The 23,002-nt window shown below is 73.4% G+C and carries 21 protein-coding genes; 13 read left to right on the top strand and 8 right to left on the bottom strand.

Annotation, left to right across the window (positions count from 1 at the left end; all coding sequences use genetic code 11):
• The first annotated feature begins 115 nt into the window (after nt 1–115).
• From EV189_RS10220 to EV189_RS10205, 4 genes are all read left to right on the top strand, one after another.
• A complete protein-coding gene (locus EV189_RS10220; RefSeq protein WP_130492764.1) occupies nt 116–2,404 on the top strand; it encodes a putative bifunctional diguanylate cyclase/phosphodiesterase in 2,289 nt (762 codons plus the stop codon).
• A 253-nt stretch (nt 2,405–2,657) separates the two neighbouring features.
• Nucleotides 2,658–3,674 (top strand): tryptophan--tRNA ligase, encoded by a 1,017-nt coding sequence (gene trpS, locus EV189_RS10215; protein WP_130492763.1) that lies wholly within the window; start codon nt 2,658–2,660, stop codon nt 3,672–3,674.
• 11 nt (nt 3,675–3,685) lie between these two features.
• Complete coding sequence (locus EV189_RS10210) at nt 3,686–4,225, top strand: 2'-5' RNA ligase family protein (protein WP_130493000.1); 540 nt, start codon at nt 3,686–3,688, stop codon at nt 4,223–4,225.
• A gap of 52 nt (nt 4,226–4,277) precedes the next feature.
• Nucleotides 4,278–5,417, top strand: a complete 1,140-nt coding sequence (locus EV189_RS10205) for a YihY/virulence factor BrkB family protein (RefSeq protein ID WP_130492762.1) — start codon at nt 4,278–4,280, stop codon at nt 5,415–5,417.
• On the opposite strand, the gene EV189_RS10200 is transcribed toward EV189_RS10205, so the two are convergent.
• Nucleotides 5,342–6,541: a D-alanyl-D-alanine carboxypeptidase family protein gene (locus EV189_RS10200; protein WP_130492761.1), complete on the bottom strand. Its 1,200-nt coding sequence runs from the start codon at nt 6,539–6,541 to the stop codon at nt 5,342–5,344. The genes EV189_RS10205 and EV189_RS10200 overlap by 76 nt on opposite strands.
• 84 nt (nt 6,542–6,625) lie before the next feature.
• Between EV189_RS10200 and EV189_RS10195 the strand changes: the two genes are divergently transcribed.
• Nucleotides 6,626–6,928 (top strand): SCO4848 family membrane protein, encoded by a 303-nt coding sequence (locus EV189_RS10195; protein WP_231116247.1) that lies wholly within the window; start codon nt 6,626–6,628, stop codon nt 6,926–6,928.
• Here the strand turns inward: EV189_RS10195 and EV189_RS10190 are convergent.
• Nucleotides 6,856–7,461 carry a GNAT family N-acetyltransferase gene (locus EV189_RS10190; RefSeq protein WP_130492760.1) on the bottom strand — a complete coding sequence of 202 codons (606 nt, stop codon included), beginning with the start codon at nt 7,459–7,461 and terminating at the stop codon, nt 6,856–6,858. The two genes, EV189_RS10195 and EV189_RS10190, sit on opposite strands and share 73 nt — an antisense overlap.
• A gap of 36 nt (nt 7,462–7,497) precedes the next feature.
• On the opposite strand from EV189_RS10190, the gene EV189_RS10185 reads away from it, so the two are divergent.
• Nucleotides 7,498–8,280: an SDR family NAD(P)-dependent oxidoreductase gene (locus EV189_RS10185; protein WP_130492759.1), complete on the top strand. Its 783-nt coding sequence runs from the start codon at nt 7,498–7,500 to the stop codon at nt 8,278–8,280.
• A gap of 316 nt (nt 8,281–8,596) precedes the next feature.
• Here the strand turns inward: EV189_RS10185 and EV189_RS10180 are convergent, their stop codons facing one another.
• The 4 genes from EV189_RS10180 to sdhC all read right to left on the bottom strand — a co-directional run bounded on the left by EV189_RS10180 (nt 8,597) and on the right by sdhC (nt 11,975).
• Entirely contained in the window at nt 8,597–9,301 is a 705-nt protein-coding gene (locus tag EV189_RS10180; RefSeq protein WP_130492758.1) for a succinate dehydrogenase iron-sulfur subunit, read from the bottom strand.
• Nucleotides 9,301–10,992 (bottom strand): succinate dehydrogenase flavoprotein subunit, encoded by a 1,692-nt coding sequence (sdhA, locus tag EV189_RS10175; protein ID WP_231116276.1) that lies wholly within the window; start codon nt 10,990–10,992, stop codon nt 9,301–9,303. The genes EV189_RS10180 and sdhA overlap by 1 nt, the downstream gene beginning before the upstream one ends.
• A 129-nt stretch (nt 10,993–11,121) precedes the next feature.
• A complete protein-coding gene (locus EV189_RS10170; RefSeq protein ID WP_130492756.1) occupies nt 11,122–11,583 on the bottom strand; it encodes a succinate dehydrogenase hydrophobic membrane anchor subunit in 462 nt (153 codons plus the stop codon).
• Complete coding sequence (gene sdhC / locus EV189_RS10165) at nt 11,583–11,975, bottom strand: succinate dehydrogenase, cytochrome b556 subunit (RefSeq protein WP_130492755.1); 393 nt, start codon at nt 11,973–11,975, stop codon at nt 11,583–11,585. The genes EV189_RS10170 and sdhC overlap by 1 nt, the downstream gene beginning before the upstream one ends.
• 229 nt (nt 11,976–12,204) lie before the next feature.
• On the opposite strand from sdhC, the gene EV189_RS10160 reads away from it, so the two are divergent.
• On the top strand, nt 12,205–12,957 hold the full coding sequence (locus tag EV189_RS10160) for an SGNH/GDSL hydrolase family protein (protein WP_165400231.1): 753 nt from the start codon (nt 12,205–12,207) through the stop codon (nt 12,955–12,957).
• Here EV189_RS10160 and EV189_RS10155 read toward each other — a convergent pair.
• Entirely contained in the window at nt 12,923–14,134 is a 1,212-nt protein-coding gene (locus tag EV189_RS10155; RefSeq protein WP_130492753.1) for an alpha/beta hydrolase, read from the bottom strand. The genes EV189_RS10160 and EV189_RS10155 overlap by 35 nt on opposite strands.
• Nucleotides 14,134–15,819 (bottom strand): phosphatidylglycerol lysyltransferase domain-containing protein, encoded by a 1,686-nt coding sequence (locus tag EV189_RS10150; protein ID WP_130492752.1) that lies wholly within the window; start codon nt 15,817–15,819, stop codon nt 14,134–14,136. The genes EV189_RS10155 and EV189_RS10150 overlap by 1 nt, the downstream gene beginning before the upstream one ends.
• Before the next feature lie 221 nt (nt 15,820–16,040).
• Here EV189_RS10150 and EV189_RS10145 point away from each other — a divergent pair, with 221 nt between their 5' ends.
• The 6 genes from EV189_RS10145 (at nt 16,041) to EV189_RS10120 (ending at nt 22,991) form a co-directional block, all read left to right on the top strand.
• Nucleotides 16,041–17,231: an amidohydrolase gene (locus EV189_RS10145; RefSeq protein WP_130492998.1), complete on the top strand. Its 1,191-nt coding sequence runs from the start codon at nt 16,041–16,043 to the stop codon at nt 17,229–17,231.
• A gap of 76 nt (nt 17,232–17,307) precedes the next feature.
• A complete protein-coding gene (locus EV189_RS10140) occupies nt 17,308–18,474 on the top strand; it encodes a BMP family lipoprotein (protein ID WP_231116245.1) in 1,167 nt (388 codons plus the stop codon).
• 155 nt (nt 18,475–18,629) lie between these two features.
• Entirely contained in the window at nt 18,630–20,159 is a 1,530-nt protein-coding gene (locus tag EV189_RS10135) for an ABC transporter ATP-binding protein (protein ID WP_231116244.1), read from the top strand.
• Nucleotides 20,156–21,271 (top strand): ABC transporter permease, encoded by a 1,116-nt coding sequence (locus tag EV189_RS10130; RefSeq protein WP_130492750.1) that lies wholly within the window; start codon nt 20,156–20,158, stop codon nt 21,269–21,271. Before EV189_RS10135 ends, EV189_RS10130 begins: the two co-directional genes overlap by 4 nt.
• Entirely contained in the window at nt 21,268–22,578 is a 1,311-nt protein-coding gene (locus EV189_RS10125; protein ID WP_130492749.1) for an ABC transporter permease, read from the top strand. Before EV189_RS10130 ends, EV189_RS10125 begins: the two co-directional genes overlap by 4 nt.
• Nucleotides 22,575–22,991, top strand: a complete 417-nt coding sequence (locus tag EV189_RS10120) for a cytidine deaminase (protein WP_130492748.1) — start codon at nt 22,575–22,577, stop codon at nt 22,989–22,991. The genes EV189_RS10125 and EV189_RS10120 overlap by 4 nt, the downstream gene beginning before the upstream one ends.
• The last annotated feature ends 11 nt before the right edge of the window (nt 22,992–23,002 follow it).

Here is a 23,002-nt window from a genome sequence, read left to right as displayed (position 1 = left end):
GGGGCCGTCGGCGTCCCTGCCCCCGCGTACGCCCGTCAGGCTCCCGCTGTGCCCCTGCTGTGGTCTCATGGGGAGGGAGCGCGGGAGCACCCGCCCTGACCTACGGTGGTAGCGCATGGGCGGAGGGGACTGGCAGGCGGCGGTCGCCGTCCAGTACGCCCTGGCCGGGGCCACCCTGCTCGTCGCGCTGCTGCACCTGCTGTGGTGGCGCCGGCGGCCCGAGGAGCGCTCGGCGCTGTGGTCGGGGCTGCTCAGCCTGAGCGCCGCGGTGCTGCTCGCGAGCGGGGCCGCGCTGTTCGACACCGGCGCCCTCGTGCACGTGCAGACCCTGCTGCTCGTCCGCACCGCCGCCATCGCTGCCGTGACCGTGCTCGCGGTCGTCGCGACGCGCGTCGGGGCCGGGCTGCCGCCCGCGCGCTTGGCCGTCACGCTCATGCTCGCGCTGTACGCCGTGCGCTTCGTGCTGTGGGGGACGACCCACCTCGTCTACGCCCACCGGGTCGACCGGGACGGGTTCCCGGTCTACGGGCCGCTGGTCGTCCTCTCCTTCGTCCCGGTGGTGCTGGTCGTCGTCTGGCTGACGCTCGACGCGGCGCGCCGCTCGAGCTCGGCGCTGGCGCGGCGCGCGCTCGTCGGCTCCGTGCTGGCCGCGGTGCTCATCGCGGCCGTCGCCGACACCACCGGATCCCGCCGGCTCGGCGAGCTGCTGAGCGCGCTGTGGGTCACCCCCTTCGTCGCCGCCCAGGGGATGCTCGTGGTGCTGCGACTGGTGAGCGTCGAGGCCTCCGAGCGCCGGCTGCTGTCGCGGCAGTCCGCCCTGGCCGCCTTCGGTGGCCGTGCTGTGGGCGAGGACGACCTGGCGCTGCTGGAGGCCGACGCTGTGCGCGTGGTCGGCGAGCTGGTCGACGCCCCCGTCAGCCTGCAGCGCCGGCCGCTGGGCACGCACCCGGCCGCCGTCCCGCAGCGGCGACTGCCCCCGGGGCAGCGCCAGGCCCGCGGTGTCCGCGTCGGCGGCTCCCGGGAGGAGCTGGAGGCGAGCTGGGAGGGCGAGCTCGCTCCGGAGGACGTCGAGGTCGTCGAGTCGGTGCTGCACGTCCTGTCCGCGGGTGCAGAGCGGGCCGCCGCCGAGGAGGAGCTGCGCCGCCTCGCGGTCCGCGACGCGCTGACGGGGCTGCCGAACCGCGCGCTGCTGCAGGACCGGCTCGCGAGCGCGCTCGGCCGTGCCGGCCGCACCCAGGACGTCGTGGCCGTGCTGTTCTTCGGCCTCGACGGGCTCAAGCGGCTCAACGACACCGCCGGGCACGCGGCGGGCGACGCCGCGCTCGTCCAGGTCGGCAGCGCGGTCGCCCGGGCCGCGCGCAGCACGGACACGGCAGCGCGGTTCGGCAGCGACGAGTTCGTCCTGCTCTGCGAGGGCGACTGCCCGCCCGCCCGGCTGCTCGAGATCGCCCAGCACGTGCGCGCGGAGGTCGCCCGGCTCGACCTCCCCGGGCCCGCGCTCACCGCCTCGGCCGGCATCGCGGCGTCGCCGGCGGGAGAGGGCAGCCCCGAGGACCTCCTGCGCGACGCGCACGCCGCGCTGCAGCGGGCCAAGGAGCGCGGCACGGGCGTCGAGACGTTCGGCGAGGGCCTGCGCCGCGAGCTGCTCGAGCGCGTGCAGCTGGAGAGCGACCTCGACCGCGACGTGCCCGACCGGCTGGAAGTGCACTACCAGCCGGTCGTGCGGACGGCCGACGGGCGGCCGGTGTCGGTGGAGGCGCTCGTGCGCTGGCGCCGCGACGGTGAGCTGCTCCTCCCCGGCGCGTGGCTCGAGGTCGCCGAGCAGACCGGTCGCATCGTCGCCGTCGGCGAAGCGGTGCTGCGCCGCGCCTGCGCCGACGCGAGCCGGCTGCGGCTGCCCGTGGCGGTCAACGTCAGCGCCCGCCAGCTCGCCAGTCCCGGCTTCGCCGAGCTGGTGGAGTCCCTCGCGGTGCCCGGCGGCGTGCCGCTCGTCCTCGAGGTCACCGAGACCGCGGTCATCGCCGACGTGGAGGGAGCGCGGCGGCTGCTCGAGCGCGTACGGGCCGCGGGGGTGCGCGTCGCGATGGACGACTTCGGCACCGGGTGGAGCTCGCTCGGCATGCTCAGCCGGCTCCCGGTGGACGTGCTGAAGATCGACCGGTCGTTCGTCGCCCGTGTCGACGAGCCCGACGGGCGGGCGCTGGTCGAGACGGTGCTGCTGCTCGGCACGAGCCTCGGGCTCGACGTGGTCGCCGAGGGCGTGGAGACCGAGGAGCAGCTCGAGGTCCTCCGGTCGCTCGGCTGCTCCCTGGTCCAGGGCTTCCTCACCGGGCGCCCGCAGCCCGTGGAACGGCTGCTCGCCGCGGTCGCCGACGGCGGAGCGACTGCTGCCCGCGGGGACTGAACCAGACCGGTGGTCCACCGTCTCCTGCTCGACGTAGGGGCTCCCGCGCCGCAGGGGAGCCCGTTGAGCGGACAGCCAGGGGGAGCCATGCCGGAGTCGTCGCGCCGAGCGGTCATGATGATGCTCGAGGTCGTCACCGTCGCCGTCTTCGCGGTCCTCGTCGCCACCGGCAAGATCGCCGGCTGAGCCTGCGCCGCCCGCGTCGCGGCGGGCAGCGCCTCCGCCGCCGTCCACCGGGTGCGAGAATGACGGCATGGCGACGAGCACCACGAGACCCCGGATCTTCTCCGGGATGCAGCCCACGGCGGACTCGCTCCACCTCGGCAACTACCTCGGCGCCCTGACCAGCTGGGTGGCGCTGCAGGACACCCACGACGCGTTCTACTGCGTCGTCGACATGCACTCGATCACCGTGGAGTTCGAGCCCGAGGTGCTGCGCCGGCGCAGCCGGGCCACCGCCGCCCAGTTCCTCGCCGGCGGCGTCGACCCCGAGCGCAGCACGCTGCTGCTGCAGAGCCACGTGGCCGCCCACGCCGAGCTCTCCTGGGTGATGACCTGCCTGACCGGCTTCGGCGAGGCCAGCCGGATGACGCAGTTCAAGGACAAGTCACAGCGCATCGGCGCCGACCGGACCGGGGCCGGGATCTTCGCCTACCCCATGCTCATGGCGGCCGACATCCTGCTCTACCAGACCGACCTGGTCCCCGTGGGCGAGGACCAGCGCCAGCACCTCGAGCTCACCCGCAACCTCGCGCAGCGGTTCAACAGCCGCTTCGGCCAGACCTTCGTCGTGCCGGAGCCGTACATCGTCAAGCAGACGGCCAAGATCTACGACCTGCAGCAGCCCGACAAGCAGATGAGCAAGAGCCTGCCGGGCCCCGGCTGCCTCTACCTGCTCGACGACCCCAAGGCCAACGCGAAGAAGATCCGCAGCGCGGTGACCGACACCGGGCGCGAGGTCCGCTTCGACCCGGCGGAGAAGCCCGGCGTCAGCAACCTGCTGACGATGCTGTCCGCGCTCAGCGGTCGCGAGGTGGCCGCGCTCGAGGAGGACTACACCGGCAAGGGCTACGGCGACCTCAAGAAGGACCTCGCCGACGTCTTCGTCGAGTTCGTCACGCCGTTCCGCGAGCGCGTGCAGGCGCTCGTCGGGGACACCGAGGGGCTCGACGCCATCCTCGCGCGGGGTGCGGAGCGCGCGCGGGCGGTCGCCGGCGAGACGCTGGCCGCGACGTACGACCGGGTCGGCTTCCTGCCGGCGAAGCGGTGACCACCGCCCCGCTGCGCACGATCGGCGTCGCCGTCGCGATCCCGGAGCCGTGGGGCGCGGAGCTGCAGGCGCACCGGCGCTCGTTCGGCGACCCGCTGGCCGACGCGATCCCCACGCACATCACCCTGCTCCCGCCCACGGCCGTCGACGACGAGCTGCTGGGCCAGGTGGAGGAGCACCTGCTCACCATCGCCCAGCGCGACGAGCCGTTCGACCTGCACCTGCGGGGCACGGGGACCTTCCGGCCGGTCTCGCCCGTGGTGTTCGTCCAGGTCGCCCGTGGCATCAGCGAGCTCGAGCGGCTCGAGGACGGCGTGCGCTCCGGCCCGCTGACCCGCGACCTCGCGTTCCCCTTCCACCCGCACGTGACCGTGGCGCACGACGTGCCGGAGGAGGCGCTGGACCGGGCGTTCGAGGGGCTGGCGCGCTACGAGGCGAAGTTCCGGGTCTGGGGCTTCAGCCTCTACGAGCACGGCGCCGACGGGGTGTGGCGCCCGCAGCGCGACTACGTCCTCGGGCGCTCGCTGCCGGGACCCGACGTCTGCTGCTGACGCTCCCGATCTTGAGGCGGGTGGACCGCCCAGCGCGGGGTACGCCATCGCCATGCCTGCTGTCGTGAGCTCGGCCAAGGACGCCGTCACCGAGGTGCGCACCCGCGCCCCCGTCGTCGACCACGTCCTCCGGATGAACAAGCACTACGGCACCGTGCGTGGCGGGCAGCTGGCCGGGGCGGTGACGTACTTCGGCTTCCTGTCGTTCTTCCCGCTGGTCGCCGTCGCCTTCTCCGTCATCGGGTACGTGTCGGACGCCTACCCGGACGCGAAGGCGAACCTCACCTCGTCGATCAACTCGACGTTCCCCGGGCTGATCGGCACGGACCCCGGCAAGATCAACCTGGACACGATCAGCAGCGCCAAGGCCGGGGTCGGGATCATCGGCCTCGTGACCCTGCTGCTCTCGGGCCTCGCCTGGCTCGACGCCCTCCGCGAGGCGCTTCGGCAGATGTGGGGACTGGCGCCCGAGAAGGCCAACGTCGTCGTCAAGAAGGTCACCGACGTCTTCGTGCTGGTCGTGCTCGGCGGCCTCGTGCTCGTCTCGACCGCGCTGTCCAGCTTCGCGACGTCGTTCTCCGAGACGGCGCTGGGCTGGGTCGGCCTGCAGGGCAACACCTGGGCCCTGCTCGCGCTGAAGGTCCTCGGCACGGTCATCGCGCTCGCCGGTGACGCGGTGGTGCTGGTCTTCGTCTTCAGCCGGCTGCCCGGTCACAAGCTGCCCTGGCGCAACGTGCTGCACGGGGCCGTCCTCGGCGCGGTGGTCATCGAGATCCTCAAGCTGCTCGGGACCTACCTCGTCGGCAAGACGACGAGCAACGCGCTCTACGGCGCCTTCGCGATCATCATCGGGCTGCTCGTGTGGATCAACTTCATCTGCCGGGCGGTCATGTACTCCGCCGCCTGGGCTGTCACCGGCCCCAAGCCGACGCTCGAGGCACTGACGGTGGCCGAGGACGACGTGCTGGACCCCGAGGAGGCGAAGGCCGTCTCCGGGAAGGCGCTGCCCACGGCGCACGTGTCGCTGCTGCGGGTGCGGGCCGAGCGGCGGTCGGCGGAGCAGAAGGCCCTGCGCAAGCGGCAGGCCGCCGTGCAGGCCGAGGCCAAGCGCCGGTTCTACGCCTTCTTCGGGGTGCTCGCGCTCGTGGCCGTCCGGCTCGGACGGCGCGGGGACGGCACGTCGCGGCGCTGAGCCGCCCGCAGCGCACGACGGCGGCGGGTGCGGCGCACGGCGCGCAGCCGGAGCAGGACGACGGCGAGGACGAGCGCGCCCCCGGCTCCTGCCGCCGTCTCCGGGACGACCGACGAGCGTGACGGCGTCGTCGCGCGGCGGAGGGCGGCCGGGGTGCCGGCCGCCGCGCGGGAGACGGCAGGGGCGGCGGCGGGCGCGGGCTGGACCGGGTCGACGAGCTGCCCCACGGGCGCGGCGTGCCAGCCGCCGGCGTAGTACCAGTCGGCGAGCTTCGCGGCGTCGCGCCAGGCTCCCGCGCCGTCGTCCATCAGCGTGACGACGACCGTGTGGCCGCCCCGGCGGGCAGCGGCCACGAGGGTGTTGCGCGCCAGGCTGGTGTAGCCGTTCTTCAGCCCGAGCGCGCCCGGGTAGTGCTGGACGAAGCGCTGCTCGCTCCACAGCTGGAACGCCGGGTGCGCGTGGCCGTAGGAGCGCGGGCCGCCGGGGAAGCGGGCGTGCGTGGTCGTCGCGTACGACACGATCGCGGGGTTGCGCAGCGCGGCGCGGCCGAACAGCGCGAGGTCGTACGCCGAGCTGACCTGCCCGTCCTCGTCGAGGCCGTCCGGGGTGACGGCGTGGGTGTCGAGCGCCTGCAGCCGCGCGGCCTCGGCGTTCATGTCGGCCACGGTCTTCGTGACGCCGCCGTGCAGCACCGCCAGGCCGTGGACCGTGTCGTTGCCGCTGCGCAGGAACATCCCCTGGAACAGGTTGGTGACGGTGTAGGTGCCTCCCGGCACCATCCCCGCCCGGCTGCCCTCGACGTTCGCGTCCGCGTCCGTGCCCCGGTAGGTCGCCCTCGGGTCCAGCACGGGCTGGAGCGTCAGGGCGGTGAGCAGCTTGAGCGTGCTGGCCGGACGGAGCGCGCGGTGCGGGGCCTTGGCGGCGAGCACGGCGCCGGTGTCCGCGTCGGCCACGACGTAGGACAGCGCCGGGACGACCGGAGGCGCGGCGACCCCGCTGCCGGCCACGAGGCCCCCGCGGGTCATCTGGTCGCCGCCGACGGAGGCCCGGGCCGGCGCCGGGAGCGCGGTCGCGACGGCGACGAGCGCGCCGGTCATGCCGAGGAGGCCGCTGCGCCGTTGCACCGGCCCAGCCTAGGGTCGCGCGCCCTTCCTGGGCCGCCGCTGCGCCCGCGTGTCCCCCGGAGGTGCGGCTGGGAGGATGGAGGGGTGACCCTCTCGCGCCGCGCGTCCTGGTTCCTGCTCGCCGTCGGGGTCTGGTCGTGGCTCATCTGGCCGCGGTTCCTCAAGGCCATCTGGGCCGACGACCGCAGCTGGCACCACGGGCCGACGGCGTTCTTCCTCGTCCACCTCGTGCTCGTCGTCGCGTCGCTCGCGATCGGGACCGCGGTGGGGTGGCTCGGGCTCCGCGGCGTACGCGCCTGGCGGGGTGCGGGACCTCAGAGCGGCGAGCGGACCATGACGACGCCGTCGGTGGCGAACGCCGAGCGGACGAGCCCGCACCGCTCGTAGAACCGGATGGCGCCGGTGTTGCGCGGGTGCACGCCGAGGTGCAGGCCGCTCGAGCCCCCGGCGCGCAGGGCGTCGAACAGCGTCGTGAGCAGGGCGCGGCCGTAGCCCTGTCCCTGGGCGCGGGGCAGCAGGTCGATGTGGAGGTGGCTCGGCGCGAGCGCGACGAGGGCCTCCGGCGCCAGCCGCGGGTGGTGGATCCGGTCGGCGAGCGCCTCGTCGAGCGACCAGCGCGCCGGATCTCCGGAGGGAGCGGCGTACCTCGCGCGCAGCGGCGGCCACCAGCGCTCCTCGCAGAGCGCCTCGAAGCGGCGGGTGTCGAGGGCGCCGAGGACGTAGCCCGCGACGCCCTCGTCGTCCTCGAGGACGAAGGCGTGCTCCGGCTCCAGCAGGCACCACGGGCCGGCCCAGACGTGCCCCATGAGGTCGTGGTCGCGCAGCAGCGGGGCGGCGTCCTGCCCGGCATCGCCCGTGCGCAGGCAGATCTCGTAGACCGCGGGGAGGTCGGCCGGCTCGTACGCTCGGATGCGCGCCATGCCTGCATCCTCGCGCAAGCGGGTAGGGGAGGGGTCATGGTAGCCAGCACCCCCCTCGCCCTCGTGACCGGCGCTTCGAGCGGCATCGGGCTGGAGATCGCCCGCCAGCTCGCCGAGCGCGGCCACGACCTCGTCATCAACGCCGAGGACGACCTCACCCCCGTCACCGCGGACCTGCGCTCGCTGGGCATCGAGGTCTACCCCGTGCAAGCCGACCTGCGGACCTTCACCGGCGTGGAGGAGGTCTTCGCGGCGACCGTCGGTACGGGTCGCCCGCTCGACGTCGCCGCGCTCAACGCCGGCGTCGGGCTCGGAGGGGCGTTCCTCGACACCGACCTCGCCGACGAGATCCGGATGATCGAGCTCAACGTCATCTCGACCGTGCACCTCGGCAAGCGCGTGCTGCGGGCCTTCGCCGAGCGCGACGAGGGCCGTCTGCTCGTCACGTCGTCGATCGCGTCGACGATGCCCGGGTCCTTCCAGTCGGTCTACAACGCGACCAAGTCGTTCCTCCAGTCGTGGACGCAGGCGCTCCAGGAGGAGATGAAGGACACCGGCGTCACCATCACCTCGCTCATGCCCGGCCCGACGGACACGAACTTCTTCCACCGCGCGGAGATGGACGACACCCGCGTGGGCCGGGGCGGGAAGGACGACCCGGCGCAGGTCGCCAAGCAGGGCGTCGACGCGCTGTTCGAGGGCAAGGGCAAGCTCGTCGCCGGCTCGCTGAAGACGAAGGCCACGGGCGCCGCGAACATCGTGCTCCCGGACAAGCTCAAGGCCGTCGCGCACCGCGGCATGGCGGAGCCGCAGGACTGACCTCGCCGTGATCATGCACGTCCTGGGCCGGCGTCCGCGCGGCGGCCCAGGATCTGCATGATCACGAGGAGATGGCGGGCTGCGGACCCTGACCCCTTGGCGGTGATCATGCAGATCTTGAGGCAGCGCTCCTGACGAGCACCGCCCAGGATGTGCATGATCACCGGGGAGTTCGTAGCCCAGGACGTGCATGATCACGAGCGAGACGCGAGGAGCCCGCCGCGGCCGAGGCCGGGCGGGCTCCTGTGCAGGCGGGCTCTTGGGATCTCGCCGTGATCATGCACTCCTGGAGCCCAGGCAGTGCACGACCGCGCTGTCAGACGGCGCGCGTGAGCAGCGCGCGCTTGACCTCCTGGATCGCCTTCGTCACCTGGATGCCGCGGGGGCAGGCCTCCGAGCAGTTGAAGGTCGTGCGGCAGCGCCACACGCCCTCCTTCTCGTTGAGGATCTCCAGGCGCTGGTTGGCGCCGTCGTCACGGCTGTCGAAGATGAACCGGTGCGCGTTGACGATCGCGGCGGGCCCGAAGTACTGCCCGTCGGTCCAGAACACCGGGCACGAGGTGGTGCAGGCGGCGCAGAGGATGCACTTGGTGGTGTCGTCGAACTTCGCGCGGTCCTCGGAGGACTGCAGCCGCTCGCGGGTGGGCTCGTTGCCCTGCGTGATGAGGAAGGGCATGACGTCGCGGTAGGCCGCGAAGAACGGGTCCATGTCGACGACGAGGTCCTTCAGCAGCGGGAGGCCCTTGATGGCCTCCACCGTGATGGGCTTGTCGGGACTGATGTCCTTGACGAGCGTCTTGCAGGCGAGCCGGTTGCGGCCGTTGATGCGCATGGCGTCGGAGCCGCAGACGCCGTGCGCGCAGGAGCGCCGGAAGGTGAGCGAGCCGTCGATCTCCCACTTGATCTTGTGAAGGGCGTCCAGCACGCGGTCCGTGGGCAGGCAGGAGACGGCGTACGACTCCCAGTGCGGCTCGAGGTCGTTCTCCGGGTCGTAGCGCCGGATCTTGAGCGTGATGTCCACTAGTACTTGCGCTCCATCGGCTTGTACCGCGTCTGCACGACCGGCTTGTAGTGCAGCTCGATCGCCTCGTCACCCTGCTCGTCCACCTGGCGGTAGGCCATCGTGTGCCGCATGAAGTTGACGTCGTCGCGGGTGGGGTAGTCCTCGCGGAAGTGGCCGCCGCGCGACTCGTTGCGCGCGCGGGCGGAGACCACGAGCACCTCGGCGAGGTCGAGCAGGAAGCCCAGCTCGACGGCCTCGAGCAGGTCGGTGTTGAAGCGCAGGCCCTTGTCCTGCACGCCGACGTTGCGGTAGCGCTCCTTGAGCACCTGGATGTCGTTCTCGGCCTGCTTGAGCGTCGTCTCGGTGCGGTAGACCTGCGCGTTGAGGTCCATCGTCGCCTGCAGCTCGGTGCGGATCGCCGCGACCCGCTCCGTGCCGGTGCTCGAGTAGAGGTCGGCGAGCAGCTGCGTGACGTAGGCCGCCGGCGCCTCGGGCAGCGGGACGAAGTCCGCCTCGGCGGCGTACGCGGCGGCGTGGATGCCCGCGCGGCGGCCGAAGACGTTGATGTCGAGCAGCGAGTTGGTGCCGAGGCGGTTGGCCCCGTGCACCGACACGCAGGCGCACTCGCCGGCGGCGTAGAGGCCGGGGACGACGTGGATGTCGTCCTGCAGCACCCGGGCGTCGATGTCGGTCGGGATGCCGCCCATGGCGTAGTGCGCCGTAGGGACGATCGGAACCGGCTCGGTGTAGGGCTCGACGCCGAGGTAGGTGCGGGCGAACTCCGTGATGTCGGGCAGCTTCGCGTCGATCTGCTCGCGCGGCAGGTGCGTGAGGTCGAGGTGGACGTAGTCCTTGTTGGGCCCGCAGCCGCGGCCCTCGCGGATCTCCGTGTGGATCGCGCGGGCGACCATGTCGCGCGGCGCGAGGTCCTTGATCGTCGGGGCGTAGCGCTCCATGAAGCGCTCGCCCTCGGAGTTGCGCAGGATGCCGCCCTCGCCGCGCGCGGCCTCGGAGAGCAGGATGCCCAGACCGGCGAGGCCCGTCGGGTGGAACTGGAAGAACTCCATGTCCTCCAGGGGCAGGCCCTTGCGCCAGACGATGCCCATGCCGTCACCGGTGAGGGTGTGCGCGTTGGACGTCGTCTTGAAGACCTTGCCGAAGCCGCCCGAGGCGAAGACGATCGACTTGGCCTGGAAGACGTGCAGCTTGCCCGTCGACAGCTCGTAGGCCACGACGCCCGCCGCACGGCCCTCGGTCATCAGCAGGTCGAGGACGTAGAACTCGTTGTAGAACTCCACCTCGTGCTTCACGCACTGCTGGTAGAGCGTCTGCAGGATCATGTGCCCGGTGCGGTCGGCGGCGTAGCAGGAGCGGCGCACGGCGGCCTCGCCGTGGTTGCGCGTGTGGCCCCCGAAGCGGCGCTGGTCGATGCGCCCCTCGGGCGTGCGGTTGAACGGCAGGCCCATCTTCTCGAGGTCGAGGACCGCGTCGATGGCCTCCTTGCACATGACCTCGGCCGCGTCCTGGTCGACGAGGTAGTCGCCGCCCTTGACGGTGTCGAAGGTGTGCCACTCCCAGTTGTCCTCCTCGACGTTGGCGAGGGCGGCGCACATGCCGCCCTGCGCCGCGCCGGTGTGGGAGCGCGTGGGGTAGAGCTTGGTGAGCACGGCGGTGCGCGCGCGCTTGCCCGACTCCAGGGCCGCGCGCATGCCGGCGCCGCCGGCACCGACGATCACCACGTCGTAGCGGTGGACCTCGACCGCGGTCGTGGACACGTCGCCTCCTGAAGGTTCGGGCTGGCCCTCAGTGCCCGGGAGCGGGCGGCCGAGGAGGGGGGATCAGACGTTCGGGTCGAAGGTGAAGATGACGAGCGTGCCGAGGAAGAGCACCAGCACGGCCGAGGTGTAGAGCACGGCCTTGAGCCAGGAGCGGGTCACGGTGCGCTCGGCGTAGTCGTTGATGATCGTGCGTAGGCCGTTGACGCCGTGGAGCTCGGCGAGCCAGAGCATCGAGAGGTCCCACGTCTGCCAGAACGGGCTGGACCAGCGGCCGGCGACGAAGGCGAAGTCGATCTTCTGCACGCCGCCGTCGGTGACCATCTGGATGAACAGGTGGCCGAGCGTCAGCACGACGAGCAGGAGGCCCGAGACGCGCATGAACACCCAGGCGTACATCTCGTAGTTGCCGCGGCGAGAGGGCAGGCGCCGGTCGCGCACCTTGGGCGCCGCGCTGCGCGGGGCCTCGAGGTGGGCCGAGAGGTCGAGCGGCGTGAGGTCCTCGACCGGGGTGTCGGTGGCCATCAGTCGCTCCCGAAGAGGTACGCCCACGTGTGCTGGGTCATGGGGTAGAGGAAGCCCAGCATGAGCACGATCCACACCGACACCACGGTCCAGAGCATCTGGCGCTGGAAGCGCGGGCCCTTGGACCAGAAGTCGATCAGCACGACCCGGATGCCGTTGAACGCGTGGAACAGCACCGCGCCGACGAGGCCGACCTCCATGAGGTTGACCACGGGGTTCTTGTAGGTGTCGATGACCTTGTCGTACGCGTCGGGGCTGACGCGCACCAGCGCGGTGTCGAGCACGTGCGCGAACAGGAAGAAGAAGACGAGGACCCCGGTCACGCGGTGCGCGACCCAGGACCACATGCCCTCACGGCCGCGATAGAGCGTGCCGGCCGGTGCCTTGGCCACAGCAGGCCTTCCCGTGGTGGTCGCGGAGGGCCCGGGCGGACCCGGACCCGGCCGGGCAGTTCGTCCGGCCGAGTCGATGCTAGTCAGGTTCGTCGCTCCCCACCGCCCGGGAGTCGGTGAGTTCGCGCACAGAGCGGGCACAGGAGCGCCCGCTACGGTGCCCGGGGCGCTTGCCGCGGGTAGCACACCCGACGGTGGCACAGGGCGCCGAGCAGCAGGAGGAGCACGGGTGCGGACCAGACGAGGCGCGCTGGCGGTGGCGCTCGCGGCGCTGCTCGCCACGACCTGCGGGTCGGCCGAGGCCAGCACGCGGACGCGGTACGTCGTCGGGCTCGGCGACTCGGTCGTCTCGGCCTCGGCCTGCGGGTGCACCGGCTTCGTCGAGCGCTACGCCTCCGGGCTGCAGGGCGACGGGCGCACCACGGTCGCGCTCAACCTGGGGGTGCCGGGCTCCACCTCGGCCGACCTGCTGCACGCGCTGCTCCACCGCGGGAGGACCCGCGACGCCGTCCGCTCGAGCTCGGTGGTCGTGCTCATGTCGGGCGCCAACGACGTCAGCGCCGCGCTGGCGGACTACCGCAGCGGCCGCTGCTCCAGCGGCAGCGACTGCTTCGACGACGTCCTCGAGCAGGTCCAGACGAACCTCGCGCGCTCGGTGCGGGCGGTCCGGGCCCTGCGCGGCGGGGCGTGGACGCGGATCCTGCTCCTCGACTACTGGAACGTCACCGTCGACGGAGCCGTCGCCCGGCAGCGGTGGGGGGCCGACTACCGCGCCGAGACCGACCGGGTGACCCGGGCGACCAACGACGCGATCTGCACGGCGGCGCGCGTGACGCACGTGCAGTGCGTGGACACGTACGCGCCGTTCAAGGGCCGCGACGGCCGCAAGGACCCGACGCCCCTGCTCGCGGCGGACGGCGACCACCCCAGCGCCGCGGGCCACCAGGTCATCGCCCGGGCGCTGCTCGAGGCGAGCTCCTGACGACGGCGGTGCGGGGACGCCCTCCGGGCCGCGAGTGCCGCGGCGCGCCGGTCGTCGAGCGCACCGCGACCGGCTCGTCGGTCTCGGGCTGCAGTCGCGCCGACAGCCAGTCCAGGACGGCGGGGACCTCGGCCCGGAAGACGGTGTAGTTGTGACCGCCCGACTGCACGAAGCGGGCGTCCACCGTCATCGGCGCCCGCGCCGCTCGCAGCAGGGCGAGCGACTGGGCGTAGACCTCCTTCTCCTGCCGCGAGGCGGTGATGAGCAGGGCGACGGGCGGCGCGGGCCGGTGCGCGAGCAGCCAGAGCGGGTCGTTGTCGTCGCGCAGGGCCTGGCTGCCGGCGTACAGCGCACCGGTCGTGCCGTCGAGCAGCGCGGAGTAGTAGCCGCTGACCGAGACCCCGGTGGCGTAGCGCTGCGGGTCGTGCAGGAGCAGCGTGGCGGCGCAGAAGCCCCCGGTCGAGATGCCGTCGACCGCCCACCCCGTGCGGGCGCGCGCCACGCGGTAGCGCGACTCGAGCAGCTGCGGCAGGTCGCGCTCGAAGTAGGTCCTCACCTGCGGCCCGTGCGGCACGTCCGCGCACTCGGTGTCCCGGGGCGGGGCGAGCGTGGGGCTCATCATGACGAGCACCATCGGCTGCGCGTGGTGGAGGTCCACCTCGGTCTGCATCGCCTGGACGAGGTCGAGGTGCTGGACGATCGTGTCGCCGCTGCCGGGGTAGCCCGCGAGCCAGACGGCCACGGGGAAGCGCACGCCGGCCCAGCGGGGCGAGAAGTACTCCGGGGGCAGGTAGACGTAGGCCGCGCCCGTCAGGTGCGTCGTCGCGCCGGGCAGCGCCTCGTCGAGCAGCTCGCCGTGCACCTGCGCCTGCGCGAGCGGCAGCACGCCGACGCGGTAGTGCTCGGGGACCGGCAGGTGCCCCGCGACGGCCTCCGCGGGCGGGCGCCCGAGCAGGTCGTCCCAGGAGGTGAAGAAGGCGTACTGGCGGTTGACGAGGTCGGCGAGCAGGGCGACGGCGGTCACCTGGCAGAGCACGAGCACCCCGACGCGCGCGAGCACGGTGAGGGGGCCGGTGCGGGCGAGCCGCGGCCAGAGCAGCGCACCTCCGAGGGCGGCCGCGAGCGCGAGCACGACGAGCAGCACGACCAGGGGGAGGCCGATCAGCTCGGGCAGCATCAGGCGCGCCGCTTCTGGAAGAAGCGCAGCTCCGGCCGGACGACGAAGGCCTCGGCCTCGAGCGCCGCGAGCAGGACGTGCGGCAGGTCGCCCGCCGAGGGGTAGACCACGAAGCGGGGCTCCCAGCGCGGCCCGAACTTCGCGTTGAAGCGGAACAGCGACTCGATCTGGAACCACTTCGACGCGATCAGCAGCACGCGGCACCACAGCCGCAGGACAGGACCCGCGCCGATCCGGCGCCCGCGGTCGAGGGCGCTGCGGAACACCGCGAAGTTGAGGGAGACGCGGGAGACCTCGAGCTCGGCCGCCGCCTGCAGCACCGCGACGATGAGGAGCTCGTTGAGCCCCGGGTCGGCGCCCGGGTCACGGCGCATGAGGTCGAGGGAGAGCCCGTGGCGCCCCCACGGCACGAGCTGCAGGACCGCGGCGAGCTGGCCCTCCCGCTCGGCCAGCGCGACGACGGCCCCGGGGTCACGGGGGTCGGCGCAGCGGCCGAGGGCCATCGAGAAGCCGCGCTCCGTGGCCGAGCCGCGCCAGCGGTCCGCGGCAGCGGCGACCAGCGCGGCCTCCGCGGGCTCGAGGTCGGCCACGCGGACCACGCGGGTGCAGTAGCCCGCCCGCTGCACCCGGCGGACCATCTGGCGCACGTTGCGCATCGCCCGGCCCTCGAGCGAGAAGGTCGCCACGTCGATGACGGCCTCGTCGCCGAGCTCCAGGGCCGCGGCGCCGGCGTGGCGCGCCCACGCCTCGGCCCCCGCCTCTCCGCAGCCGAGGACGGCGGGGAGCCAGGCGTGGCGCCGGGCCTCCGCCTGGAACGCCTCGATGGCGCCCGGCCAGGCCTCCGGGTCGCCGAGCGGGTCGCCGCTGGCGAGCATGACCCCCGACACCACGCGGTACGCGACCGCCGCCTTCCCGCTCGCCGAGAACAGCAGCTGCTTGTCGTCGCGCAGCGCGAAGTAGCCGAGCGAGTCGCGCTCGCCCTGCCGGTCGAGCAGCGCACGGGCCTGCTCGGTGGCGGCGACGTCCTGGCCGGGGGCCGGCGCGTACGGGCGCAGCAGGAGCCACGCGGTCGTCAACAGGGTCACGCCGCCGAGCGTGGGCAGCACCGCGGCCACGACGGCGCTCGCCCGGTCGCTCGTGAAGTCGAGCGGGCCGGTGATGCCGACGAGCCCTTCGACGACGTGGCGCAGCTCGGTCCCCACGCTGTTGCCGTCGTCCTCGCGCAGGCGCACCAGCACCCATCCGAGCGCGACGTCCAGGACCCCCAGCCCCACGAGGACGCCCAGCGCGCGGACGCGGGTGCGGGGGTCGCCGCTGGCGGGGAAGTCGCGCCAGCGCAGGGCGAGCAGCAGCCCCGCCAGCAGCTCGACGGCCGCCCCCACGACGTGCAGCCCCACCGCGAGGTGGAAGGCGCCGTTGCCCAGCAGGAGGGCGCAGACCCCGACGTGGGCTGCGCGCTTGCGCCGGCGCAGGCCGGAGGCGAGCAGCGCCAGGAGGACGCCGACGCCGACCTCGGCCGCGCGGGAGACGCCGAGCAGGGTCGCCGGCACCAGGTGGTTGAGGTCGTCGAAGGCGCGGTGCGGCAGCAGCGCGCGCACCACGCCGGCCGTGCCGATGACGTAGCCGCCCGCCGCGGCGAGGGTCGGGACCCGGGCGACGACGGCGGCGCGGAGGGGCTGCTGCACGACGTCTGCGAACGTCGCAGGGGGCCTCGGCGTTCCACCCGCCGCTCCTGGGGAGGACTCCGGTACGCCGTGCCCGGGCCCGTCTGCGAGGCTTGCCCGAGGACGGGTGCGGTCGAGGAGGGGGTGCGGCAGGCGTGACGAGCGAGCTCGCGACGGGGACGCAGGCCCACGAGCAGCCCTCCGAGGGGCTCGACGGCCCGGGCCCGGACCGCGGCCTCGCCCTGCTCGGGGAGCAGGTCGCCGGCCTGGAGGCCGAGCTCGTCGCGCTGCGCCGCGACCTGCACGCGCACCCCGAGCTCGGCCGGGCCGAGGTGCGCACCACGCGGCTGCTGGCCGAGCGGCTCGCCGCCGAGGGGATCGAGCCGCACGTCTTCCCGAAGGGCACCGGGCTGTGGTGCGACCTCGGCGAGGGCGACCGTGCCGTCGCCCTGCGGGCGGACATCGACGCGCTGCCCGTGCGCGACCTCAAGGAGGTGCCCTACCGCTCGACCGTCGAGGGCATGGCCCACGCCTGCGGGCACGACGTGCACACCGCGTGCGTGCTCGGCGCGGGGCTGGCGCTGCGCGAGCTCGAGCGCGCGGGCGGGCTCCCCGGGCGCGTCCGGCTGCTCTTCCAGCCGGCGGAGGAGCAGATGCCGGGTGGTGCGCTCGACGTCATCGCCGCCCGCGGGATCGTCGACGTCGACGAGATCTTCGCGCTGCACTGCGACCCGCGCCTCGAGGTCGGCCGGGTCGGCGTGCGCGAGGGCCCGATCACCGCCGCCTGCGACCGGGTCAAGGTCGTGCTGCGCGGCCCGGGCGGGCACACCGCCCGCCCGCACCTCACCGCCGACCTCGTGCACGCGCTCGGCGTGCTCGTCTCCGAGCTGCCCGCGGCGCTGGGGCGGCGCACCGACCCGCGCGCGGGGCTCAGCCTCGTCTGGGGCCGCATCGCGTCGGGGTCCGCGCCCAACGCGATCCCCGAGCGCGGCGAGGCCGAGGGCACCGTGCGCTGCCTGGACTCGGCGACCTGGACCAGCGCGCCCGCGCTCGTCCGCTCCCTGGCGGAGGCGGTCGTCTCGCCGTACGGCGTGGCGGTCGAGGTGCAGTACGTCCGCGGGGTCCCGCCGGTCGACAACGAGCAGGCCTGCGCGGACCTGCTCGCCGAGGCGGTGCGCCGCACCGAGGGCCGCCAGGCCGTCGTCCCCACGCCGCAGAGCCTCGGGGGCGAGGACTTCGCGTGGTACCTCGAGCACGTGCCCGGCGCCCTGGCCCGGCTCGGCACCGCGAAGCCCGGCGACCCCGTGCTGCGCGACCTGCACCAGGGCGGCTTCGACGTCGACGAGCGCTGCATCCCGGTCGGCGCGAGGGCGCTCGCGGCCACCGCGCTGCTGGCGTGCTACCGCTCGGTAACAGTCTCGTCACGTACGTAGTCCCCCTAAGGTCTGGTGCCATAGCCTTCCGGCAACGGCCCTCGACCAGGGCATGTCGATCATGTGGGGAGCAGACGTGCGCTTCTTCGTACGCACGGCGGCAGGGGCGGCCGTCGCCGCGCTGGCGCTGGCCGGGTGCGGCAGCAGCTCGAGCGGGGGGAGCTCGAGCGGCTCCGCGGCCGGCGGGACCAGCGCGGGGGCGTCCAGCGCGCCCGCGGCGTCCGCGGCCGGCGGGTCCGACGCAGCGGGCTCCGGCGCGGCGAGCGCGGCCCCGAGCGGCGGCGCCAGCAGCGGCGGCACGACGACCGGGAAGACCGTCAAGGTGGGCCTGGCCTACGACGTGGGCGGCCGCGGGGACAAGTCGTTCAACGACCTGGCGGCGGCCGGCCTCGACAAGGCCAAGCAGTCGCTGACGATCCAGACCAAGGAGCTCTCCGCGGTCCAGGGCGAGACGGACGCGCAGAAGGGCGAGCGGCTCACGCTGCTCGCGCAGTCGGGCTACAACCCGATCGTGGCCGTCGGCTTCGCCTACGCGACCGCGCTCGGCAAGGTCGCGCCGAAGTTCCCGAAGACGCAGTTCGCGATCGTCGACGACAACTCCATCAAGGCGCCCAACGTCGAGGGCCTGGTCTTCACGGAGAACCAGAGCTCGTTCCTCGTCGGCGTCGCGGCCGCGCTGGCCAGCAAGACCAAGCACGTGGGCTTCATCGGCGGCGTGCAGACCCCGCTGATCCAGAAGTTCCAGGCCGGGTTCGCGGCGGGCGTCAAGGCCGTCGACCCGAGCGACAAGGTCGACGTGGCCTACCTCTCGCAGCCGCCGGACTTCAGCGGCTTCAACGACCCGGCCAAGGCCAAGGTCACCGCGCAGGGCATGTACGACAAGGGCGCCGACGTGGTCTACCACGCGGCCGGCGGCTCGGGCTCCGGGCTGTTCCAGGCGGCGGCGGCCAGCAAGAAGTGGGCGATCGGCGTCGACAGCGACCAGTACCAGAGCGCTCCGGCGGACCAGAAGCAGTGGATCCTGACCTCGGCGCTCAAGGGCGTCGACGTCGCGGTGGACTCCTTCATCGAGGGCGTCGCCAAGGGCTCGTTCACCGCTGGCTTCAAGCGGTTCGACCTCAAGAGCGGCGGCGTGGGCTACGCCAAGTCCAACCCGGCGCTGCAGCCGTACGAGTCCAAGATCGATGACTTCGCCTCGAAGATCACCAGCGGCGCGCTCACCGTCCCGGAGACGGTCGGCTAGCACCCGGCTCGTCGCGACGGGCCCGTGGGGGGACAGGAGTACCGTCCCCCCACGGGCCCGTCGTGCTGCTGTCCGGCACGTCCGCCCGCGCCCACCAGCGCACGCACCGGGGGAGGACTCCCATTCCCGCGACACCCGCACCCGCGGCACCCGCCGTGCCCGCTGCCGACGTCCCTGCGGTGGCGCTGCGCGGCATCACCAAGCGCTTCCCGGGCGTCGTCGCCAACCGGGACATCGACATCACGGTCCGGCGCGGCACCGTCCACGCCGTCGTGGGGGAGAACGGCGCCGGCAAGTCGACGTTGATGAAGACCCTGTACGGCATGCACAAGCCCGACGAGGGCACCGTCGAGGTCGACGGGCGGCCGGTCGTCTTCTCCTCGCCGGCCGACGCGATCGCCGCGGGGATCGGCATGGTGCACCAGCACTTCATGCTCGCGGACAACCTCACCGTGCTCGAGAACGTCGTGCTCGGCGCGGAGCCGACGCGGCGCGGCACCCTCGACCTCAAGGAGGCGCGCCGGCGCATCCGCGGGATCAGCGACGCGTACGGCCTGGGCATCCGCCCCGACGTGCTCGTCGAGGACCTCGGCGTCGGTGACCGCCAGCGCGTGGAGATCCTCAAGGTGCTCTACCGCGGCGCCCGCACGCTGATCCTCGACGAGCCGACCGCCGTGCTCGTCCCGCAGGAGGTCGACGAGCTCTTCGGCAACCTGCGCGGGCTCAAGGCCGAGGGGCTCACCGTCATCTTCATCTCCCACAAGCTCGACGAGGTGCTCGCCGTCGCCGACGACATCACCGTCATCCGGCGGGGCACCACGGTCGGCTCGGCCGTGCCCGGCGAGGTGACCGCGCGCCAGCTCGCCCAGATGATGGTGGGCAGCGAGCTGCCAGTCCCGGAGCTGCGCGAGTCGACCGTCACCGACGTCGAGGAGCTCGTCGTCCGCGGGCTCACCGTCACCGGGGCGGACGGGCGGCCCGTCGTCGACGACGTCTCCCTGCGCATCCGGCGCGGCGAGATCCTCGGCATCGCCGGGGTCGAGGGCAACGGCCAGGCCGAGCTCGTCGAGGCGCTCATGGGCATGCGCCCGGCGCAGGGCACCGTGCTGCTCGCCGGCGAGGACGTCTCGACCTGGACGACCCGGCGCCGGCGCGAGGCCGGCATCGGCTACATCCCGGAGGACCGGCACCGCCACGGCCTGCTGCTCGAGGCGCCGCTGTGGGAGAACCGCATCCTCGGCCACCAGACCCGCAGCCCCAACGTGAAGGGCCCCTGGATCGACCGCGGCGGCGCGCAGGAGGACACCCGGCGCATCGTCCGGGACTTCGACGTGCGCACGCCCGGGATCGACGTGCTCGCCTCGTCGCTGTCCGGCGGCAACCAGCAGAAGCTCATCGTGGGCCGCGAGATGAGCGGGTCGCCCTCGGTGCTCATCGCCTCGCACCCGACCCGCGGCGTCGACGTCGGCGCGCAGGCGCAGATCTGGGACGCGCTGCGCGCGGCGCGCGCGGCCGGGCTCGCCGTGCTGCTCATCTCCGCCGACCTCGACGAGCTGCTCGGCATGTCGGACACCCTCGTGGTCGTCCTGCGCGGCAGGCTCGTCGCCGAGGTCGACCCGCGTACGACCACCCCCGAGGAGCTGGGCTCGGCCATGACCGGAGCGTCCGCCGGAGCGTCGGCATGAGGCGCGAGCGGGTGGACCGCCTGCTCCTCGGACTGGCGGCGGCGGTGCTGGCCTTCGTCTTCGCGGCGGTCATCACCTCCGTGGTGCTCGTCGTCAGCGGCCACAACCCGCTGCACGTCCTCGAGCAGATGGCGTCCTACGGCACCAGCGCCAACTCCGAGGCGACGATCGTCAACAACGCCACGACGTACTACCTGTCGGCGATCGCGGTGGCCATCGGGTTCCGGATGAACCTGTTCAACATCGGCGTCGACGGCCAGTACCGCCTCGCGGCGATCCTGTCCGCGGCGGTGGGCGGGTCGTGGGCGCTGCCGACCGGGCTGCGCCAGGCGGCGGTCATCCTCACCGCCGCGCTCGTGGGCGCGCTGTGGGCCGGCATCGCCGGCCTGCTCAAGGTGACCCGCGGGGTCAGCGAGGTCATCTCGACGATCATGCTGAACTACATCGCGACGGGGGTCGTGGCGTACCTCCTGACGCCGAAGCTGCTGGCGGTGACCAGCGCCGGCAGCAACAACATCGGCACCAAGCCGATCCCGCCCTCGGGCCAGGTCGGCGGCTTCTCGCTCATCCCCGGTGCGGACACGCAGGTCTACGGCCTCGTGCTCCTCGCGGTCGCGGTCGGCGTGGGCTTCCACGTGCTGGTCAACCGCACCCGCTTCGGCTTCGACCTGCGCGCGACCGGGCGCTCGTCCTCGGCGGCGCTCGCGAGCGGCGTCGATGTCCGGCGGATGGTGCTGACGAGCATGGTGCTGAGCGGTGCGGTGGCGGGCCTCGTCGGCATGCCGAACCTGCTGGGGGAGAGCCACACCTACTCCCTCGACTTCCCGTCGGGGCTGGGCTTCACGGGCATCGCGATCGCCCTGCTGGGGCGCAACAACCCGGTGGGCATCGCGTTCGGCGCGCTGCTGTGGGCGTTCCTCGACCAGTCCGCGCTGATCCTCGACATCAACGGCGTCCCGAAGGAGATCGTGCAGATCACCCAGGGCACGGTCGTGCTCTCGGTCGTCGTCGCGTACGAGCTGGTGCGCCGCCTCGACCTCGTGCGCCAGCAGCGGCGGGTCGCCGCGCAGCTCTCCTCCCGTCCCGGCGTGCCCGCGGAGGTGGCGGCATGAGCATCGACGCAGGCAGCGGTCCGGTCGGCGGCGGGGAGCTCTCCCGCACGGTCGTCGGGGGCGAGACCGGGCTGGGGCGCGCCCGCCTCGCCAGCCGGCGTACGGGCCCCCGCGAGCTCCTGCTCGGGCTGCTCGGCCTCCTCGTGCTGCTGTCCCTGGTCCGGCTCATCTCCGGGGTGGACGACCTCACCAGCGCCGGCGTCATGGGCGCGACGCTCTCGCTCTCGGTGCCCGTCGGCCTCGCCGGCCTCGGTGGCCTGTGGTCAGAGCGCGCGGGCGTCGTCAACATCGGGCTCGAGGGGATGATGATCCTCGGGACCTGGGGCGGCGCGTTCACCGCCTGGAAGTCCGGTAGCCCGTGGGTCGGCCTGCTCGGCGGGCTCGCGTTCGGGGCCCTCGGAGGGCTGCTCCACGCGGTCGCGACGGTGAGCTTCGGCGTCGACCAGATCGTCTCCGGCGTGGCGATCACCATCCTCGCGGGGGGCGCGGCGCGCTACCTGTCCGGGCAGCTGTTCACCGGCGAGAGCGGGGGTGGTCCCACGCAGTCCCCGCCGGTCCCGGGCTTCTCCTCGATCTCCGTGCCAGGAGCGGACTACCTGCTGCGCGGGCTGGAGAGCCGGCACTGGTTCCTGCTCTCCGACGTCGCCGGCATCCTGCGCGGCGTCACCACGCAGCTCACCTGGCTCACCGTCATCGCCGTGCTGCTCGTGCCGGCGAGCTACCTCGTGCTGTGGCGCACGGCGTTCGGCCTGCGGCTGCGCTCCTGCGGGGAGAACCCCGTCGCCGCCGAGTCGCTGGGCATCGACGTCTACCGCCTCAAGTACGCCGGCGTCGTCATCTCCGGCGCGCTCGCCGGGATGGCCGGGGTCTTCCTCGTCACCGTGTCGTCCTCGATCTACCGCGAGGGCCAGACCGGTGGCCGCGGCTACATCGGCCTCGCCGCCATGATCTTCGGCAACTGGCGACCGGGCGGCCTGGCCGCCGGTGCCGGGCTCTTCGGCTACACCGACGCGGTGCAGCTGCGCGGCGGGCCCGTCGCGGTCCACGGCCTGCTGCTGTTCGTCACGATCCTGCTGCTGCTCGCGGTGCTGCTCAACGCGTACCGCCGGCGGCAGGTCGGGGCGGTCGTGGCGCTGGTCGCCGCGGCGGCGTTCTTCGCGTGGTACCAGCTCTCGGACGAGGTCCCGCAGCAGCTGGTGTTCTTCACCCCGCACCTCACGACGCTGCTCGTGCTCTCGCTCGCCTCGCAGCGGCTGCGCATGCCGGCGGCGGACGGCGTCACGTACCGGAAGGGGCAGGGCGGATGAGCACGGTCGACTGGGAGGCGCTGCGCGCCGCAGCCGTGGAGGCCGCGGGTCGGGCCTATGCGCCGTACTCGAAGTTCCCGGTGGGGGCGGCAGGATTCGTGGACGACGGTCGCGTCGTCGTCGGCTGCAACGTCGAGAATGCCTGCTACGGCGTGGGTCTGTGCGCCGAGTGCGGCATGGTCTCGACGCTGCTGGCCACCGGCGGCGGGCGGCTGCGCGCGGTCGTCGCGGTCGGCGGCCACGGCCAGCTGCTCTCGCCGTGCGGTCGCTGCCGGCAGCTGCTGCTCGAGCACGGTGGGCGCGACTGCGCGGTGCTGCTCGAGTCGGGGGAGACGACCGTGGACGGCCTGCTGCCGCACGGTTTCGACGACGCGGACCTGCGGGCCGAGTGGGAGGCGAGCCGACGTGGCTGACCAGCAGGAGT

This window comes from Motilibacter rhizosphaerae, assembly GCF_004216915.1.
Taxonomy (GTDB): domain Bacteria; phylum Actinomycetota; class Actinomycetes; order Motilibacterales; family Motilibacteraceae; genus Motilibacter; species Motilibacter rhizosphaerae.
The sequence above is the reverse complement of the archived record's forward strand: the minus strand, read 5'-3'. Positions and strand labels throughout refer to the sequence as shown.